This is a genomic window from Alteromonas sp. K632G (assembly GCF_017653625.1).
In the GTDB taxonomy this organism is placed as follows: domain Bacteria; phylum Pseudomonadota; class Gammaproteobacteria; order Enterobacterales; family Alteromonadaceae; genus Alteromonas; species Alteromonas naphthalenivorans.
On record NZ_JAGGDM010000002.1, the window covers coordinates 125149 to 144113 of the forward strand.

Annotated in this window: 16 protein-coding genes; 11 read left to right on the top strand and 5 right to left on the bottom strand. The window is 45.1% G+C overall.

All coding sequences use genetic code 11. The annotated features are described in order from the left end of the window. Positions 1 to 201: 201 nt before the first annotated feature. Positions 202 to 894 carry a transporter substrate-binding domain-containing protein gene (locus tag J5X92_RS03235; RefSeq protein WP_232363161.1) on the bottom strand — a complete coding sequence of 231 codons (693 nt, stop codon included), beginning with the start codon at positions 892 to 894 and terminating at the stop codon, positions 202 to 204. Positions 895 to 1245: 351 nt separating this feature from the next. Here J5X92_RS03235 and prmA point away from each other — a divergent pair, with 351 nt between their 5' ends. From prmA to purD, 6 genes are all read left to right on the top strand, one after another. Further along, on the top strand, positions 1246 to 2127 hold the full coding sequence (prmA, locus tag J5X92_RS03240; protein ID WP_013786627.1) for a 50S ribosomal protein L11 methyltransferase: 882 nt from the start codon (positions 1246 to 1248) through the stop codon (positions 2125 to 2127). Positions 2128 to 2362: 235 nt separating this feature from the next. Beyond that, positions 2363 to 3361, top strand: coding sequence for a tRNA dihydrouridine synthase DusB (dusB, locus tag J5X92_RS03245; protein ID WP_013786628.1), 999 nt, complete (start codon positions 2363 to 2365; stop codon positions 3359 to 3361). Positions 3362 to 3391: 30 nt separating this feature from the next. Continuing rightward, positions 3392 to 3685, top strand: coding sequence for a DNA-binding transcriptional regulator Fis (fis, locus tag J5X92_RS03250; protein ID WP_012520109.1), 294 nt, complete (start codon positions 3392 to 3394; stop codon positions 3683 to 3685). Positions 3686 to 3766: 81 nt separating this feature from the next. Then, positions 3767 to 5365 (top strand): bifunctional phosphoribosylaminoimidazolecarboxamide formyltransferase/IMP cyclohydrolase, encoded by a 1599-nt coding sequence (gene purH / locus J5X92_RS03255; protein ID WP_013786629.1) that lies wholly within the window; start codon positions 3767 to 3769, stop codon positions 5363 to 5365. An 818-nt stretch (positions 5366 to 6183) separates the two neighbouring features. Beyond that, positions 6184 to 6999 carry a class I SAM-dependent methyltransferase gene (locus J5X92_RS03260; RefSeq protein WP_208804620.1) on the top strand — a complete coding sequence of 272 codons (816 nt, stop codon included), beginning with the start codon at positions 6184 to 6186 and terminating at the stop codon, positions 6997 to 6999. 41 nt (positions 7000 to 7040) lie between these two features. Then, a complete protein-coding gene (gene purD / locus J5X92_RS03265; protein ID WP_013786631.1) occupies positions 7041 to 8354 on the top strand; it encodes a phosphoribosylamine--glycine ligase in 1314 nt (437 codons plus the stop codon). A gap of 119 nt (positions 8355 to 8473) precedes the next feature. Here purD and J5X92_RS03270 read toward each other — a convergent pair whose 3' ends face one another. Beyond that, positions 8474 to 9190 carry a sugar-binding protein gene (locus J5X92_RS03270; protein ID WP_312847916.1) on the bottom strand — a complete coding sequence of 239 codons (717 nt, stop codon included), beginning with the start codon at positions 9188 to 9190 and terminating at the stop codon, positions 8474 to 8476. A gap of 120 nt (positions 9191 to 9310) precedes the next feature. Between J5X92_RS03270 and J5X92_RS03275 the strand changes: the two genes are divergently transcribed. From J5X92_RS03275 to envZ, 5 genes are all read left to right on the top strand, one after another. Next, positions 9311 to 10267, top strand: a complete 957-nt coding sequence (locus tag J5X92_RS03275) for an ion transporter (protein WP_208804622.1) — start codon at positions 9311 to 9313, stop codon at positions 10265 to 10267. Positions 10268 to 10373: 106 nt separating this feature from the next. Beyond that, positions 10374 to 11282 carry a phosphoribulokinase gene (locus tag J5X92_RS03280; protein WP_159534032.1) on the top strand — a complete coding sequence of 303 codons (909 nt, stop codon included), beginning with the start codon at positions 10374 to 10376 and terminating at the stop codon, positions 11280 to 11282. 138 nt (positions 11283 to 11420) lie between these two features. After that, positions 11421 to 12518, top strand: a complete 1098-nt coding sequence (locus tag J5X92_RS03285) for a DUF2855 family protein (RefSeq protein ID WP_208804624.1) — start codon at positions 11421 to 11423, stop codon at positions 12516 to 12518. A gap of 111 nt (positions 12519 to 12629) precedes the next feature. Continuing rightward, a complete protein-coding gene (ompR, locus tag J5X92_RS03290; protein WP_208804626.1) occupies positions 12630 to 13352 on the top strand; it encodes a two-component system response regulator OmpR in 723 nt (240 codons plus the stop codon). Between the two features lie 44 nt (positions 13353 to 13396). Continuing rightward, the gene (envZ, locus tag J5X92_RS03295) at positions 13397 to 14713 is read left to right on the top strand and encodes a two-component system sensor histidine kinase EnvZ (protein ID WP_057795279.1); all 1317 of its coding nucleotides are present in this window, start codon (positions 13397 to 13399) and stop codon (positions 14711 to 14713) included. On the opposite strand, the gene J5X92_RS03300 is transcribed toward envZ, so the two are convergent. The 3 genes from J5X92_RS03300 to hslO form a co-directional block, all read right to left on the bottom strand. After that, entirely contained in the window at positions 14704 to 15879 is a 1176-nt protein-coding gene (locus J5X92_RS03300; RefSeq protein WP_208804628.1) for an MFS transporter, read from the bottom strand. The genes envZ and J5X92_RS03300 overlap by 10 nt on opposite strands. A gap of 316 nt (positions 15880 to 16195) precedes the next feature. Beyond that, positions 16196 to 17758 (bottom strand): phosphoenolpyruvate carboxykinase, encoded by a 1563-nt coding sequence (locus J5X92_RS03305; protein ID WP_013786662.1) that lies wholly within the window; start codon positions 17756 to 17758, stop codon positions 16196 to 16198. 284 nt (positions 17759 to 18042) lie between these two features. Further along, on the bottom strand, positions 18043 to 18942 hold the full coding sequence (gene hslO, locus J5X92_RS03310) for an Hsp33 family molecular chaperone HslO (RefSeq protein ID WP_208804630.1): 900 nt from the start codon (positions 18940 to 18942) through the stop codon (positions 18043 to 18045). Positions 18943 to 18965: the final 23 nt, after the last annotated feature.

Here is an 18965-nt window from a genome sequence, read left to right on the forward strand (position 1 = left end):
ATTGAAACGATTACTACGCAACATGTGAGTAACTAGGTTCAAAGTATCATTTTATTCGGCAAACACGACCCATGAAGACACAAAAAAAGCGATAAACGCTAGAAATAAGCGTTTCGGACAGAGACATTAGGTTAAAAATTTGAAGGAAAAGGGTAGTACGTTAGAAGTGGTAGGCCACAAGACTCAAAAACTCATCTTAGCTTAATTCAACTTTTTAGCCGGTTGCATGGGCTGATCTTCAATAAAATTAAATAGACCAAATTGATCAAGTAAAGACTGGTACCGGCCGTCTTTTATGAATAGCGCCAATACTTCATTAAACTGGTTTCTTAGTTTCTCGTCAGAAATAGCCGCACTGTAGGCGGAAACGGGAAACAGCTCGTGTATTGTTGTGTCGTGTTGCTTTTCGACAGGCAGCTGATGTTTAACGTATTGAAAAATGTTTCTATCCATCACAGCCACATCTACGCTGCCAAGCAGTAGCAAACTAACCTGCCGGTCTTGTTGTGCAAGCTCCATATAGTTTTTTTGATGGGCTAACGTGTCTTTAAACTCTTCACCCAATACCGATATTGCCGTTTGAAAAGCAATCACGCTATGCCCGACTAAGTCTTGTATTTCGTGAATTTCAAAGTTTCTGTCAGTGCGGCTTACTGCAACATTTTGATAATAAACGTATGCATCAGTCAGAATAGCGGGGTCAATATCGTGACCTGGATTTAAGGTTAGTCCAATATCCACCTCCCCCTTTTTCATTATGCTGGCGGTGCGTCCAAAAGGAACGTAAATCGGCGCCATGTCATGCCCCATTTCAAGCAATATTGCCCGCACGAGTTCTAACTCAAAGCCGGAATCTTGCTCTGAGATAACATAGGGAGGTTTTGTCCAGCCCACGACCACCTCAATTTGCTTTGCAAATGCGGCGTTGGAAGAGAACAAAATAATAAAAAGTACGACAATATAGTGCATAAGGTGAAATAGTAATGGAACACCTATTAACTATAAACACTTGCCAATAAATAACCATTCTCCAAAAGACTTAACCATTATATAAACCCTTTAAAAACAATGGCTAATAAAAGTTAAATGTAGACTTAAGTTTGATGAAAAAAGGCACTTTTACATAAAATTATTGTGTAAAGCGGGAAAACGAACGGGAAATTGACGGGTTGCTACCAGCATTATGATTTCGCTTTAACTAGCCAAGCGGTACAATATGGCCAAACCCTTTGAACATGTTTGAATATGGCCTGGCTACAGTTACGAATAAATACCTCCTCAGAATACGCTGAATCAATTGGCGATATGCTAAGCGCTAACGGTTCGCAAGCGGTAACCTATGTAGATGCGAAAGACACGCCTATGTACGAGCCTAAGCCTGGTGAAATTATGCTGTGGCCCGACACGCAAGTGGTGGGCTTGTTTGAAGCCACCGATGACATGAAAGCCATCATTAAACGATTAGGCAAAGCGCGCATTCTAGGTTCAGATTTTAAATACAAACTAGAGCCACTTGAAGACAAAGACTGGGAACGTGAGTGGATGGATAATTTCCACCCTATGCAATTTGGTACCCGCTTATGGATTTGCCCGAGCTGGCGTGATGTGCCAGACCCTAATGCCGTTAACGTGATGCTAGACCCAGGCCTTGCCTTTGGAACGGGTACTCACCCTACAACTGCCCTGTGCTTACGTTGGTTAGACGGTATCGACGTTGCTAATAAAGTGGTTGTGGATTTTGGTTGTGGTTCAGGCATTTTAGCCCTAGCGGCACTTAAATTAGGCGCTAAGCGAGTCGTCGCCATTGATATCGACCCACAAGCGCTTCAAGCCACACAAGAAAATGCCCGCCGTAACGGCGTTGAAGACAGGCTTGATGTTTATCTGCCGGCTGACCAACCCACGCTAGAGGCCGATGTAGTAATGGCGAATATATTATCTGGCCCACTTCTAGAGCTTCAAGATGTTATTTCATCTTACTGTAAACCGTCGGGCTTACTCGTCCTTTCCGGCATTCTTGCTGAACAAGTAACCAAAATTGAAGCTGCCTACACCCGCGATTTTGCCCTTGATGAGAGCGCGATTGATGGAGAATGGGCGCGAGTGTCTGGTAAAAAACTCGCCTAAATGTAAATTTTTTGTCTTTCAATGCCTTTCAATTCGCGGCCTTTGAGAGATTTGATTAAAATTCACTCTGCAAAACGGTGATAGATGGCTAATGTTACAGTTTTTTTTCACTGTCAAGCCCATAGAGTGAAATTTTGTGTGATTTTTAGCCTTTTCAAGTATTGCGAAAACACGTACACTTAGCGCCCCGTTTTAGCCGGGTGTATAAATTCTGTGCAGTTCTAGATGGCGAAATATGCGAATTGGTTCCTATACGTTAGATAACAATTTGATGCTGGCTCCAATGGCTGGTGTGACTGACCGTCCATTTCGTCAACTATGTAAACGTATGGGTGCGGGGCTTGTGGTGTCGGAAATGCTTTCAAGCAATCCAAAGGTATGGAATACCGCAAAATCACAAGCACGAATGAATCATGAGGGCGAAGAAGGTATTCGTTCTGTACAGATTGCAGGTGCTGATCCAGAGCTTATGGCCCAAGCGGCACAATTTAATGTTGAGAACGGTGCGCAAATCATCGATATCAACATGGGTTGTCCAGCCAAAAAGGTGAATAAGAAACTGGCAGGTTCCGCGTTGCTTCAGTACCCGAGCACGGTGGAATCAATCATTAAAGCAGTGGTTAATGCTGTAGATGTTCCTGTAACACTTAAAATTCGTACCGGCTGGAATACCGATAACCGCAATGGGGTTGAGATAGCCCGCATTGCTGAGCAAAACGGCATACAGTCACTGGCTGTTCACGGTAGAACGCGAGCTTGTATGTACAAAGGAGAGGCGGAGTTTGACACTATCCGTCGTATAAAGGAGGCAATTTCGATACCCGTAATTGCCAACGGAGATATTACCTCTCCTGAAAAAGCACAACAGGTACTGAATTGTACCGGTGCAGATGGTGTGATGATAGGTCGCGGTGCTCAAGGCAATCCTTGGATTTTTAAAGAGATCCTGCATTACCTAGAAACTGGCGAGAACCTAAAGCCACCACCATTGTCTGAACAGTATGAGATTTTGCACGAGCACGTCGCTAATGTACAAAGCTTCTACGGTGAAGTCGCCGGTGTAAGAATTGCCCGCAAGCATGTGGGCTGGTATCTCTCGGAACACGATACGGATCGTCAATTTCGTAAATCGTTCAACGCTATCGAGGATGCGTCAGCGCAACTTGAAGCACTAAACGCTTATTTTGAAGCGCTGCAGAATCGAGAAACCCGACAGATTTCTCCTGCAGCATAGTAATGACTAACTTAAGAGCAAGACAGTATTATGTTCGATCAAAACGTGACTTCACCTTTTACTACTACAGTAACTACGCCTTCTCAGACGCAAGCACAAAAGCCACTTCGTGACTCAGTAAAGCAAGCGGTTAATAAATACTTGAAGCAACTGGACAACGCCAACATCGATAATTTATACGAAATGGTACTGGCCGAAGTTGAGGCCCCGCTGCTGGAAGAAGTTATGACTTACACCCGCGGCAACCAAACCCGCGCTGCCATTATGATGGGAATCAACCGTGGCACGCTTCGCAAAAAGCTGAAGCAGTACGGCATGAACTAAAATCACCGGGCCTAGCCCACCGAAGAGCACCTACAGGTGCTCTTTTTGTTTCACCACTCTTAACTTTGAAGCTTATATTTTATGCAAACACCAAAACCCATTAAACGTGCTCTATTAAGTGTCTCTGATAAAACCGGTATCCTCGATTTCGCCACCGCGCTGCATAACGCTGGGGTGGAACTTCTGTCGACGGGCGGTACTGCTAAACTCATCGCTGAAGCTGGCTTGCCAGTAACAGAAGTGTCTGACCACACAGGTCACCCAGAAATTATGGCTGGCCGTGTAAAAACCCTTCACCCTAAAATTCATGGCGGCATTTTGGCTCGACGTGGTATTGATGAAGCGGTAATGGTCGAAAACAACATTGCTCCAATCGATTTGGTGGTAGTGAACCTTTACCCATTTGCTGCAACAGTGGCTAACGACGATTGCACGTTAGAAGACGCTATTGAAAATATCGATATTGGCGGCCCTACCATGGTTCGCGCTGCGGCTAAAAACCATAAAGATGTAACCATTGTTGTTAAAGCTGCCGACTACGGCCGCGTTCTAGCTGAAATGGAAACAAACGAAGGTTCACTGACTTACAAAACCCGCTTCGACCTAGCGATTAAAGCGTTTGAGCATACTGCTGAATACGACGGCATGATTGCTAACTACTTTGGCGCACGTATTGATGCTACCGATTGCGAAGACGACTGCGGACATGAGCACAGCGAATTCCCACGTACATTCAACGTTCAGGTTAGCAAGAAACAAGATTTGCGTTACGGTGAAAACAGCCATCAAAGCGCTGCTTTCTACGTTGAAAACGATATTCAAGAAGCGTCAGTGTCTACGGCCACTCAGCTTCAAGGTAAAGAATTGTCGTTCAATAACATTGCCGACACCGACTCTGCCCTAGAATGCGTTAAAGAATTCGAAGAGCCAGCTTGCGTTATTGTTAAGCACGCTAACCCTTGTGGTGTAGCTATTGGCGAAGACATTTTGTCTGCCTACGACCGCGCGTTTAAAACCGACCCAACCTCTGCGTTTGGCGGCATTATTGCGTTTAACCGCGAGTTAGATGCGAAAACGGCACAAGCGATTGTGGATCGTCAGTTCGTAGAAGTGATTATTGCACCTATCGTTAGCGACGAAGCAAAAGACATTGTCAGCACAAAGAAAAACGTACGCTTATTAGCGTGTGGTGATTGGGCTGGTCAACTAACAGACGGTTACGACTTCAAACGTGTTAACGGCGGGCTGCTAGTTCAAGAGCGCGACTTTGGCATGGTTGAAATGGAAGACCTTCAAGTAGTCACCAAACTTAAGCCTTCAGATGACGAACTTCGTGATTTGATGTTCTGCTGGAAAGTTGCCAAATACGTAAAATCTAACGCCATTGTATATTGTAAAGACGGTATGACAGTGGGTGTGGGCGCAGGTCAAATGAGCCGCGTATATTCTGCAAAAATTGCAGGTATTAAGGCCGCTGATGAAAACCTTGAAGTTGCAGGTTCTGTAATGGCATCTGACGCTTTTTTCCCATTCCGCGATGGCATTGATGCTGCCGCAGAAGCAGGCATTAAAGCCGTTATTCAGCCTGGTGGCTCAATGCGCGACCAAGAAGTGATTGATGCAGCCGACGAACACGGCATCGCCATGGTGTTCACTGGCATGCGCCACTTCCGCCATTAAAATAGATGATGCAGTAAGCGAGTACGAGTTTGGAGCACGCCGTAAACCCGTCCATGGGGGCTCCGCCCTCGTACTCACTACTACATCTTGCTAGCTTATTGCGTGCCGTGCTTTGGAAACAGATAGCTGGTTAGAGATGGGTGAAGGGTTACCTATGGCATCCTTGCCGCAGAGGGTTTAGTACTGGCATTCACTTCCCCTCTTTTGATAGCTAGGCTCTACAGTTGCCATTGAATAAAAGTGCGGAACACGCTAAAACTCACAATCCAATAGGCATGACGCCGGTTGATAGGAGTGAGAGCAGAAGGCATTCAAAACCTTCACAGCATGGATGCTTTAGCAGAGCGCCCATGGATGAGTCTGCCGCGTGTTTAAATGCAAACTGATCTCGTACTTAATAAGCATGACGCCGGTTGATAGGAGTGAGAGTAGAAGGCATTCAAAACCTTCCACAGCATGGATGCTGTGGCAGAGCGCCCATGGATGGGTTTACCGCGTGTTTAAATGCAAACTGATCTCGTACTTAATAAGCATGACGCCGGTTGATAGGAGTGAGAGTAGAAGGCATTCAAAACCTTCCACAGCATGGATGCTGTGGCAGAGTGCCCATGGATGGGTTTACCGCGTGTTTTGAATGCCTTCTACTCTCACTCTCAGCTCTGAAGCAAGAAAAAGCAAAACGGCAGAGTACAGATTTAGCATGTTGGGTGTCGGGTAGGTGTCATAGTTTGTTGTTAAGCTTAATCTGAAACTGGTGTTTATCAGTATTAGCAGTTAACGTAATCGCCGTTACCCTCGATGATAATAAGGAAATAACAATGAAGAAGTTAGCCAAATTAGTACTCGCAGCCACGCTTGGCATGTCAGCAACCTATGCTAGCGCCGATGCTATATCAGATGCAGCCATGAGCGAACACCGCTCAGCACAAGCCAAAGTACGTGATGAATTCCGTAATCCTCAGCAAACATTACGATTCTTTGGCGTTAAGCCAGACATGACAGTAGTTGAAATTTCACCAGGTGGCGGCTGGTATGCCGACATTATTGCGCCTTTGGTTCAAAAAGAAGGTCAGTACATTGCTGCTCACTTCTTCGTTGACGAATCGACCAACGATTATTACCGTAAGTCGCTAGAAAACTTCAATCAAAAAGTAAAAGACAGCGCGCCTTATCAAGGTGTAAAAGTCACCGCTTTTCACCCAACCAAAGCCCTTGATATTGCAGAGCCTGGCAGTGCCGATGTGGTACTTACCTTCCGCAACATTCATAACTGGTATATGGGTCAAGGTACTGAAGGCATCGACAACGCATTTGGTGCTTTCTTTAAAGCCCTTAAACCTGGTGGCGTACTAGGTGTGGTAGAACATGAACTCCCTGAATCTGCTGACGATGCAGCGATGAAGAAAAGTGGCTATATGAAGCGTTCTTTCGTTGTTGCTGCAGCCGAGAAAGCGGGCTTTGAGCTTGAAGAAGCTAGTGGCATCAATGCAAACTCTAAAGATACAGCCGACCACCCGCGCGGTGTATGGACGCTTCCTCCTAGCCTCAAATTAAAAGATCAAGATCGTGAGAAGTACCTTGCCATTGGCGAGAGTAATCGCATGACGCTTAAGTTTAAAAAGCATAGTTTATAAAACCTAAGTCGTAAAACCAAAACCTTAAAACGGAATAGTTAATGAACGTACTTGTAATTGGCGGCGGTGGCCGCGAGCATGCGCTAGCTTACAAAGCAGCGCAATCTTCTGATGTTTCAACAGTGTTTGTTGCCCCTGGTAATGCTGGAACCGCAATAGAACCTAAGCTAGAAAACGTAGCAATTGATGTAAACGATATTCTTGGTTTACTGTCTTTTGCTAAAGGTAACGATGTTGAATTAACCATTGTTGGCCCAGAAGCGCCGTTGGTTGCAGGTGTGGTAGATGCGTTCACTAACGAAGGCTTAATGATATTTGGCCCTACACAAGCTGCCGCGCAGCTTGAAGGGTCTAAAGCCTTTACTAAAGATTTTCTAGCTCGCCATAATATTCCTACCGCTGAATATCAGAACTTTACTGAAATTGACCCAGCCATCGCTTACGTGCGTGAAAAAGGCGCGCCTATTGTAATTAAGGCAGACGGCCTAGCAGCAGGTAAAGGCGTAATTGTAGCGATGACGCTACAAGAAGCAGAAGATGCCATTCGCGACATGCTAGCAGGTAATGCCTTTGGTGAAGCTGGTAGCCGCGTTGTAGTAGAAGAATTCTTAGATGGTGAAGAAGCCTCGTTTATCGTTATGGTAGACGGTAAAAGCGTGCTTCCTTTTGCCACAAGCCAAGACCATAAGCGCGCCGCAAATGGCGACAAAGGCCCTAATACAGGTGGTATGGGTGCATACTCTCCTGCCCCAGTGGTAACACAAGAAATTCACGATCGCGTGATGAAAGAAGTGATTATGCCAACGGTTGAAGGCATGGCGTCAGAAGGTAATCCTTACATGGGTTTCTTGTACGCTGGTTTAATGATTATGGCCGATGGTACGCCCAAAGTGATTGAATATAACTGCCGCTTTGGCGACCCAGAAACCCAGCCTATTATGCTGCGTTTACAATCTGATATTGTCGCTTTGTGCCAAGCGGCCTGTAAGGGCGAGCTTGATAGCCAAACGATTGAGTTTGATGAACGTGCCGCCATCGGCGTGGTTCTTGCGGCAGGTGGTTACCCTGGTAGTTATGATAAAGGCGATGAAATTACTGGCTTTGAGCATGCAGCCGAATTAGACGGCAAAGTTTTTCACGCCGGTACGTCACTAGAAGACGGCAAAGTGGTGACTAACGGTGGCCGCGTATTGTGCGCCACTGCCATGGGTAATAACGTGACTGAAGCGCAGCAAAAAGCGTATGAGCTTGTAAATGCAATTCAGTTCAAAGACGCGTATTTTCGCACCGACATTGGCTACCGTGCCATTGCCCGTGAGTCTAGTGCCGACGAAGCGCTTATAGATGCCATGTAGATGTCTTATTGAGCCTCTTATTTAATCTCTTGTTAAGAGAAACGCTGAGTAAAAGCTCATGTAAACGCCGCCTAAGCTAATTATACTTCGGCGGCGTTTTTGTTTGTATTAACCCGTGCTTACTTTAACTCAAGCACATCAAATACAGACGCATCTTTGTATCCTTGGTTTTTATCCCCGTCTATTGGGATTATAGGGTGAGACCCCATGAAGTGCTCTCTATCGCCTCCGTCGGCATCACAGTAAGCCAGCATAAAACCTAGCTTCATGCCCTTTTTAAGCGTTACAGGGGTGTTGGATTCACCGTGCACATAATCATCAGCATACACTTTTATTGCGGTTTCCCAATGCACCACAAACGGGGCGTCTGATTGGCGTTTCCACGCACTATCAACATGGTCGTTATAAAGCTGTGGCACAGCTTCACCCTTATTTTCTGTTGCCATGCTTGGGCCGATATCCGCCACTTGGTTGTCTAACGCTAAGTGGTATGCAAAAGCATTGTAGTTGTTGAAGTGGTCGCCACCTGAGCCGTCTGCATCAATGAATATCTCTAAACAATCGTCATCCCAATAACGCTCTATGGGCGAGGCATAGGTGTCAGATAAATGGTCATCTCGAATTTCAGCCAACAAATACAGGGCATCTTCGTTCCAGCGAAGTTTATACTTTCCTGTAAAATCACTGGCAGAGGGTGTATCACCAATGATCACTTCATTCATAGGATACCAATCATCCCCTTGCCAAAGTGCCTCGTTCGCTATCCCATCAATAGTGGGTGCAGCTTCGGTATGCAGTGCTTCATCTGCATTTACACTTACCGTAGCTGTACACATTACCACTGCCAGCCAATGACATGCTTTCATAGTTAATCCTTATTTTATTAACGGTGTATTTTTGCTTACCTGCCGATTCTTGGTAGAGTATTAAACTGCACCTGTAACGCAAAGGCATTTATGTCACTTCAGACCACTTGCTACAATATTTTAGCTTCTTATAAAGATGCTCAATCACATCACAAAACAAGTAAGTACTTTGATGTGATACTCGTGACTGTCATTGTGATTAATATCGCTACTATGATGCTATCTACCGTGCCGGGAACTTCTTCACAATGGGGTACAGAGTTACACATTATCGAAGTGGTTTCTGTAGTGCTTTTTACCCTTGAGTACATACTTCGCATTTGGAGTAGTGCCGCAGCACCGCCTTTGGCACTAGCATCGTCAAAGGACGTTCAATTACATACGCCTTGGCAAAAGCGCTGGTACTATCTTAAAAGTCCTATGGCGCTGATTGATTTGCTTGCCATATTACCTTTCTACCTAAGCATGTTTGTTACCCTAGATTTACGGATATTACGGGTATTCAGAGTGCTGCGAATATTAAAACTTGGCCGCTACTCGCGCTCGATGCAAACGCTAATTACTGTTATAAGAAGCGAGTCTCATTCGCTGGTTGCGGCACTCAGCGTGTTAATGTTGTTCACCGTGATTGCAGCCACCTGTATTTATTACATTGAACATACTGCGCAGCCTGAGGCTTTCAGTAGCATACCTGCTTCACTATGGTGGGCAGTGGTAACACTCACTACTGTGGGCTATGGTGACATTGTTCCCATCACGCCTGGGGGCAAACTTTTTGGTGGTTTAATCACCATTTTAGGCATCTGCTTTTATGCCCTTCCAGCAGGTATTTTGTCGTCTAGTTTTACCGCTCAAATGCAGTTAAAAAGAGACCGCTTTAAAGAAACCGTTCGTACGGCATTGGAAGATGGGAAATTTAGCGACCACGATGCTAATCACTTGGAGCGAATGCGAGCACTACTTGATTTAGATGAAGAAGAAGCTCGACTAATCATTCGCTTACTGCAACATCATCATAAAAACGACAGCCGTGAAAAAGATAGCTAAAATATGCTGGGTAATTGCTCACTCGACCCCTTACTTAAGTCTAACTCTTGATTAATGGTGTCAGTGGGCTTATAACTAGTACCCGTCATTTCTCAAACGAATTTCTATGTCTGTAAAACATCCAATTATTGCCATTACCGGTTCGTCAGGGGCAGGAACAACCACGACAACCAATGCTATACGCCACATTTTCAGAAACTTAAATGTGAACGCAGCAGTGGTTGGCGGCGACAGTTTCCACCGCTTTACTCGCCCGGAAATGGAAGTGGAAATTCGCAAAGCCCAAGAACAGGGCCGACATATTAGTTACTTTGGCCCAAAGGCCAACGATTTCGAATTACTCGAAACCCTCTTTAGAGAATACGGAAGCTCGGGTTCAGGTCAGTTCCGCCAGTACCTGCACACCTTTGATGAAGCCGTGCCTTTTAATCAAATGCCGGGCACCTTTACCCCATGGCAAGATTTACCACAAAATACCGACTTACTGTTTTATGAAGGCTTACATGGCGGCGTTAAAACCGAAGAAAATGATGTAGCCAAGCATGTGGATTTATTGGTAGGCATGGTACCTATTGTAAACCTTGAGTGGATTCAAAAAATTGTGCGCGACACTACCGACCGAGGCCATTCTCGTGAAGCGGTAATGAGTAGCATCGTGCGTGGGCTAGATGATTATTTCCAATACATCACGCCTCAGTTCTCTCAAACCCATGTTAACTTTCAACGTGTACCTACTGTAGACACCTCAAACCCGTTTAGTGCCCGTGAAATACCTACGCAAGACGAAAGTTTTGTTGTGGTTCGCTTCAGGCGTGAAATGAAGCATGTTGACTACCCTTATTTGCTACAAATGATTGATGGCGCGTTTATGTCGCGTATAAACACACTCGTAGTACCAGGTGGCAAAATGGGGTTAGCGATGGAGCTCATTCTTACTCCACTATTGGAAGATATTTTAAATAGAAAGCGTCGTGCAGGCCACCAAATGGATTGGTTGAATACCCAAGACGAGTAATATTAGCCATCATCTCAAAAAAGGGTGTTAGTGACTGTATATTCGCCGCCCCTATAACAATCTATTTACAACCTGAAGTCGAAAACCCATACAAAGTACGGCATCGTAGTCTATTAAAATTAGATGAAAGGTGACGCCATGACAACCGTAACCAGTACGCAGATTTGGGTGAAAAAAGACAAAATCGACTCCACCCAAGTAGTAGACAAAACCCTGTCTACCAATGACTTAGCTGAAGATGAGGTTTTACTTAAAACTGACAGCTTTGGTTTTTCAGCCAATAATATTACTTATGCCGCGCTGGGCTTTACCATGGGCTACTGGGGGTTTTTCCCCGCTGATGAAGGTTACGGCATTGTACCTGTATGGGGATTTGCCACTGTGGTGGCGTCAAACCACGCTGACATTAAAGCAGGCGAGAAAGTGTTTGGTTACCTGCCTATGGCAAGCCACTGGATAACTAAAGCCGGAAAGGTCGCCCCCCATGGTTTTTCTGATATTCACGAAAATCGTAAAAGTATTAGCCCGGTGTACGACCAATTTCTACGCTGCGCCGTTGACCCTGGGTATGATGAAAGCCGTGAAGCTTGGCAGCTAAATTTCCGTCCGTTATATATGACCTCGTTTGTGCTGGATGATTTTGTAGATGAATTTAGCAAGGGTGAGTCATTATTGCTCTCTAGTGCATCTAGCAAAACTGCATTGGGCACCGCTCAACGGCTTAAAGATCAAAAAGTTCACAGACATGCTAATTATCAAGTCATTGGGTTAACCTCTGCGTCAAATGTAGACATGGTAAAAGCGTCAGGTTGCTACGACCACGTATTTAGCTACGATGATGTAGAAACACTGTCTAAAGATCAGCAATACTGGTTGCTCGATTTTGCTGCCAACGGTGCTTTGATCACATCACTTGGCGACGCCCTTGGTGATAAGCTTTCCAAAGTAACGCTTATTGGTGCCACCGATTGGAAAGCCGAGCAAAAACCCAATAAGAAAGCCTTGGATGCAGAAATATTTTTTGCTCCTGCACGAGTTAAGCAACGTCAGCAGGAATGGGGGCACGAGGCATTTTTAGCAAAATATGCAAAGGCCTGGAAGGGGTTTTCAGGAAAAGTTCAAGATACCTTTTTTGAGCAAGAACACACAGGCTCTCAGCAAATTGTCGCCTTATATTCCGACACCTTAAACGGCACCGCCGACACCAAAGCACTTAATGTCGTTCGCTTTGAGTAGTTGCTAACAGACACTATTTGTAACAAAGAGGAGAAGGCTTTCATGCATTCCTCTCTTTTGTATTTGGTGACGAGTCGTTATAGTGAAGAAAACTACTATTAAAGGCATGTCATGGGTCAGGAAACGTCTAAAATTCTCGTTGTCGATGATGACATGCGCCTTCGTAGCCTACTTGAACGCTATTTAGTGGAGCAAGGCTACCAAGTGCGAAGCGCTGGAAATGCAGAGCAAATGGACAGGTTGCTTGAACGCGAGAACTTCCACCTTATGGTGTTAGACCTAATGCTTCCTGGCGAAGATGGCTTGTCTATTTGTCGTCGCTTACGTCAAGCCGGTAGCGAACTTCCTATTATCATGCTTACCGCAAAAGGCGATGAAGTAGACAGAATTATTGGCCTTGAGATGGGTGCCGATGACTACTTGCCTAAGCCATTCAACCCCCGAGAGTTACTTGCACGTGCGAAGGCGGTATTACGTCGTCGCAATAGTGAAGCCCCAGGCGCGCCTTCTAAAGACGTTCAAGTTATCGAATTTGGCGAATACAAACTGAATTTGGCTACCCGAGAAATGACTGCGGGTACTACCCCTCTTACCCTCACAAGCGGCGAGTTTGCGGTATTGAAGTCTTTAGTTACCCACCCTAGAGAGCCATTATCACGCGATAAGCTGATGAACCTTGCTCGCGGGCGAGACTACAGTGCGCTTGAGCGTAGTATTGATGTTCAGGTATCTCGACTGCGTAGAATGCTAGAGAAAGACCCCGCTAACCCAAGGTATATTCAGACCGTTTGGGGTTTAGGCTATGTATTCGTGCCCGATGGTGAGCAGGCATAAATAACCATGGGAAAAATGGGTTGTTTAGATAGGCTGGTGAAGTAGTGCGTCTGGTTCCTCAAAGTGCATTTGGCCAAACAGTCATGCTGATTGGCGTACTTTTGCTTATTAACCAAGTCGTTTCTTACCTGTCTGTTACTTATTATTTTATTCAACCTAGTTACCAGCAAATCAACAGCTTACTTGCCACGCAAGTAAAATCGGTATTAGCGGAAGACTTATTAGTCAGTAATGACGACAGCAGAGCCCGCTATTACGACAAAACCGACATTCAAATACTCGATGCCAGCAAAGCAAGAACCAAAGGTTTAGAAAGCGCGGTCTATTATGGATTTATGTCATCCCAGGTAAGCAAACAAATTGAGCAACTTGCCGATGTTCGCATTAGCACCGTTTCGCAGAAAACCGACGCCAGCGCACCCTATACGGTATGGATTTCGTTATCTCGCTACCCCGACACCTGGATTGCTATTCCCATAACCGGCTTAAACGAAGCGAATATTTCACCACTAACCATGTATTTGATGGTGATTGGGATTCTCAGCGTAGCAGGTGGCTGGCTATTTGTACGGCGCATGACCATGCCACTGTCTTCTTTGCAAAAAGCTGCATTAGCGGTAGGTAAAGGCGAACACCCCGCGCCGCTTAAAGAACAAGGCAGCACGGAAATGATTCAAGTTACCCGCGCCTTCAACCGAATGAATCAAGGCATAAAGCAGCTAGAGCATGACAGAACCTTGATGACGGCAGGTATATCCCATGATTTACGCACCCCGCTGACACGCATTCGCCTTGCATCTGAGATGCTGCCTGAGTCCCAAAACTGGATAAAAGATGGCATTGTTAACGATATTGAAGATATGAATGCCATTATCGATCAATTCATCGACTATGCGCGCTACGATACTGAAGAGATAAAAGAAAACACCGACCTAAACAGCCTTATTATTGAACTGGCTCAAGCGCGGCATATTGAAGAGAAGCATCACATCGCGCTGAAGCTTAACGATATTCCCTTACTTGATTTACGTCGCGTGGCCATGAAGCGAGTTATTGATAATATTATCGAGAACGCCTTCCGTTACGGCTCTGACAATATTGTTATCTCCACTTTTTATAACCGGAACGAAAAGCGGGTTTACTGTAAAATTCGCGACTTTGGCCCTGGCATTCCCGCAGCAGAATTAGAGCATGTATTTATGCCCTTTGCGCAAGGCGACAAAGCCCGAAGTACATCGGGCTCTGGTTTAGGTTTATCAATTATAAGGCGTATTGTGGAAGCCCATGGTGGCGGTGTGGAGCTGCGCAATCACCCGCAGAAAGGCTTGATTGCAGAGTTCTATTTACCCCTTCATGCGTAACCGTGCTGTTTTACCATTCGACTATACGCCCATGCCGCAGCCCACAATATACAACCGCCCATAGGTATTACCCAAAACGCGGTAGTAAGGGGTACATAGTTGGCCCACAACCCTGTTGAAAATGAGGCTACTTGTACGCCAGTAGAGTTTCCGATAATACAAATACCCGATAATACCGGGCCGTTGTCACTATCAATATTCATGGCTGCCGATAACATAAGTGGAAATAACCCACCTAAGCCAAGCCCTAACAGTAAATTACCTGCCCCCATACTGTACAGGTCAGTCATAAGCTTGATGGAAAATACACCGCACAACGACGCTGTCGCCAAAATAACGATAAGACGATGTACCGACATAAATCGCAATAAAAAAGGAAAAACCAAACGGCTTATTACCATCCCCGCCGTAAAACACGCCAGTAGGTTTCGAGATTGTTCACCGGTAAAGCCGATACCGTTTTGGGCATAGCTTACAAACCAATTAGCGTTGCCAAACTCTACCGCGCCGTAGCCAAAACTAAGCAGCGCCATAAAAATAAAGATAGGTTGTCTAATTACCGCACCAAAATTAAGGGTTTTACGCTGCGCTTTTGGTTGCCCGCGAAGTAATTTAGCTTGAGAGTGCGCTGCCATAAAGGTATACGCCGACAGGGCTAGCATAAATAATGCGAGCACCTGAATAGGCCTACGCCAATTTTCTTCCTGAAGATAAAGCAAGGTTACAAAAAACGAAGCGGCAAAAGTGCCTAGGCTGAACATAAAGTCCATCAGCCCCATCATAGTAAAGCGCTTTTCTTCATACAGGCGTGCAATTAGGGTATGCCCAATAGTAAAAATTGAGGAGCTGACTATGCCTATCACTACGGCCACCACCAATACCCATTGCCACCCTTGCAGTGACGATATGATCAGCAGTAAAACAGCGTTTATACCTAGCAGCGATGCTAACAATGGCATGTAGTCAAAACGACTCACGTACTTTCCGCCTACTACGGCGCCCACCATCATACCCAATGAGAAAAGCGAGAAGAACAAACCACTTACCAACTCTGACATACGTAGGTCGGCAGCAATATCTGGAAGTAAAATACCCCACAATATGAACAACATACCTAGTAAGAAAAAACCGGAAAATACAACAACAGTAATAGGACGACGGCTCATCCATGCTCCTTTACAAACAGGGTTCTAAACGAAATAGTGCAATATTTTGGTGTAGCAGGGCATGATTTGTAGTTAAGAAGCTTACTACAACGTTTTTTGATTTTTTTGTTTGGAGCACATTTTTAACGTGAAAACGTTATCGACTACCAAGGACGCTACAGTACGCCTTTAGTATAATTCGTGCAAGATAGGAGACGAAAAAAGCCCGCGGCTAAGCGCGGGCAAAACATCAATCACGTTGAGTGTGATGAAGGTTGGGAAGGGAAGGGTTGCCTCCCCTAACATCTAACTGCGCCCTAAAAAAACGCATCAAGAATTAGTTGCCAGGACCTGCCTTTACAATGGCGTCGCTAACATCGTATTTCTCAAAATTTTGCTTAAAGCTATTGACTAGATTCTGCGCATATTCTTCGTATTTTTCTGCATCATTCCAGGTTTGCTTAGGCACTAATAAATTATCGTTAACGCCTGATACTGCAACAGGCACATCAAGGTTTAAGCCTTCAATATGTTGGGTTTCAACATCGGCTAAATCACCCGATACAATGGCATCGATAATAGCGCGAGTAGTAGGAATGTCGAAACGCTGACCTGTACCATAAGGCCCGCCAGTCCAACCGGTATTCACCAAGTACACTTTGGCATTAAACGCTTTTACACGCTTAATCAGTAATTCGGCATACACGCCTGCTGGGCGTGGGAAGAAGGGTGCGCCAAAACAGGTAGAAAATGTTGATTCAATATCTGAGGTTGAACCAATTTCTGTCGAGCCCACTTTCGCGGTGTAGCCACTTAAGAAATGATAGGCTGCCGCTTCTTCACTTAGTACTGATACAGGCGGTAACACACCACTTACATCACAGGTTAAAAATACGACAGAGCGAGGCTCGCCGCCACGGTTTGCTTCAACCCGCTTTTCAATGTGGCTTAACGGATAAGCCGCCCGTGAATTTTGGGTTAGCGACGTATCTTTGTAATCTGGGGTGCGAGTATCGTCTAACACAACGTTTTCTAAAATAGTGCCAAACTTGATGGCGTCCCAAATAACCGGTTCGTTCTTTTGCGAAAGGTCGATACATTTTGCGTAGCAACCGCCCTCAATATTAAACACGCTGCCTTCGCCCCAACCGTGTTCATCATCGCCAATTAAAAAGCGTTTAGGATCGGCAGATAACGTGGTTTTACCTGTACCCGATAAACCAAAGAACAAAGTAACATCGCCTTGCTCGCCTACGTTGGCGGAGCAATGCATGGGTAATATGTCTTTCGCAGGAAGTAAGAAGTTCTGAACCGAGAACATGGCTTTTTTCATTTCACCGGCGTATCTCATGCCGGCAATAAGCACACGTTTTTTAGCAAAATTAATGACTACCACGCCATCACTGTTGGTGCCGTCACGCTCTGGGTCACACACAAACCCAGGAACATTTAATACTTGCCACGGGCTTTCGTTATTGACGTTCCATTTGTCTGGCACGATAAAAAGATTACGCGCAAAAACGTGCTGCCACGCAGTTTGCGTTCTTACTTCTAAAGGTAGTGCATGCGCAGGATCTGAGCCCACTTGAAGGTGAGATAGAAAATGCTCTTGAGTAGTTAGGTAGGCCTCCACTTTGTTCCATAAGGCATCGAATTTAGTAGCATCAAATGGCTTATTAACCTTACCCCAATCGATTTCATTCTCAGTGGAAGGCTCTTTGACGATAAACCTATCATTTGGTGAGCGACCCGTTCTTTCACCGGTTTCAACGACCAAAGCCCCGTTAGTGTCTAACACACCCTCGCCCCGCTTAATTGCGCGTTCGATTAATTCGGCGCTAGGCAAATCAACCAATGGAGAGATTTTTAAATCCGTTTTTAAAGACGCTGCTACACTCATAACCGAAACCCTTAATGTAATCTTTCAATAGCACTTTCAAAAAGTATCATTTAACTGAGTCTAAAGTAAATAAAGGTATAGCGTTATTTCTATAAAGAATACTGATTATTAATCTGGATCAACTTTCGAAAAAAACGTAATAAAATTACATTTTTATTTTGAGGAGGGATACAAAACGGGATACGTGGTTTTTTATCAACTTCCCCTTACAACAAGTGCTGTAAAGGGAAGTGAATTAAGAGGTTTCTTATTTTAGGGGCGACTTAAGGGTAAGGAGTGCCCCCTTATTGATTAGTATCAGGTGAGGGTGCATTACCACTGTGAATCGCCTCAATATCGATACTATCGAAACGATATTCTGCATGGCAGTACTGACAATTCATTTTAATGTCGCCATCTTCTTTTACTATGGATAAAAGCTCAGCTTTATCGATATTACGCAGTGCTTCTGCGCTACGTTCTTTAGAACACGTACACGCAAAACTAACCGCTTTCGCAGGGTATACTTCCACTTCTTCTTGGTGATACAAACGATAAAGAATGTCTTCCACCGACAACGAGAACATTTCTTTTTCCGTTAACGTTTCGGTTAATGTAGCAATATGATCAAACCCTGTTGCTTGGGTGATGTCAGTGGCGCTAGCATCTGTTGGTAATACTTGAAGCAGCATACCCGCCGCTCTGGCATTGTTTTCATCTTGTAAGTCGGTCATTAAGTGCACGCGAGTGGCTAACTGTTCAGACTGAGCGAAGTACTCTTCTAAACACTCAGCTAACGTTGGCTTATCTAATGCCACAATACCTTGATAACGCTCGCCTTCATCAGGAGTAATTGTCATCACCAATACCGCTTCGGTAAGTAACTCATCAAATGCTTCTGGCAGCGTTGCAAGGCTTTCATCCCAGCGCGCAACGCCACGAAACGTTTGTTCATGGGTGGCATTTATTACCGCGTAACTTACGGGCCCTTTACTTTGAATTTGTAGGGCAATTTCGCCTTTAAATTTAAGCGTAGCCGTAAGTAAAGATGTTGCCGCGGCCAACTGCCCTAACAGACGCTGAATTTGCACGGGGTATTCGTAGCTGTGCACTATCTGCTTTAGGCTTTCATCTAAACGAACTAATTCGCCGCGAACGTTTGCTTGGGTAAATAAAAATCGATGTAATTTGTCAAAATCACTCATAAACTTGTCCTGTTAGGCAGCAT

Bases quoted from the DNA above. Each gene is read 5' to 3' on its own strand.
- prmA (WP_013786627.1), top strand. From the start codon at position 1,246: ATGGCCTGGCTACAGTTACGAATAAATACCTCCTCAGAATACGCTGAA.
- dusB (WP_013786628.1), top strand. From the start codon at position 2,363: ATGCGAATTGGTTCCTATACGTTAGATAACAATTTGATGCTGGCTCCA.
- fis (WP_012520109.1), top strand. From the start codon at position 3,392: ATGTTCGATCAAAACGTGACTTCACCTTTTACTACTACAGTAACTACG.
- purH (WP_013786629.1), top strand. From the start codon at position 3,767: ATGCAAACACCAAAACCCATTAAACGTGCTCTATTAAGTGTCTCTGAT.
- J5X92_RS03260 (WP_208804620.1), top strand. From the start codon at position 6,184: ATGAAGAAGTTAGCCAAATTAGTACTCGCAGCCACGCTTGGCATGTCA.
- purD (WP_013786631.1), top strand. From the start codon at position 7,041: ATGAACGTACTTGTAATTGGCGGCGGTGGCCGCGAGCATGCGCTAGCT.
- J5X92_RS03270 (WP_312847916.1), bottom strand. From the start codon at position 9,190: ATGTGTACAGCTACGGTAAGTGTAAATGCAGATGAAGCACTGCATACC.
- J5X92_RS03275 (WP_208804622.1), top strand. From the start codon at position 9,311: ATGTCACTTCAGACCACTTGCTACAATATTTTAGCTTCTTATAAAGAT.
- J5X92_RS03280 (WP_159534032.1), top strand. From the start codon at position 10,374: ATGTCTGTAAAACATCCAATTATTGCCATTACCGGTTCGTCAGGGGCA.
- J5X92_RS03285 (WP_208804624.1), top strand. From the start codon at position 11,421: ATGACAACCGTAACCAGTACGCAGATTTGGGTGAAAAAAGACAAAATC.
- ompR (WP_208804626.1), top strand. From the start codon at position 12,630: ATGGGTCAGGAAACGTCTAAAATTCTCGTTGTCGATGATGACATGCGC.
- J5X92_RS03300 (WP_208804628.1), bottom strand. From the start codon at position 15,879: ATGAGCCGTCGTCCTATTACTGTTGTTGTATTTTCCGGTTTTTTCTTA.
- J5X92_RS03305 (WP_013786662.1), bottom strand. From the start codon at position 17,758: ATGAGTGTAGCAGCGTCTTTAAAAACGGATTTAAAAATCTCTCCATTG.
- hslO (WP_208804630.1), bottom strand. From the start codon at position 18,942: ATGAGTGATTTTGACAAATTACATCGATTTTTATTTACCCAAGCAAAC.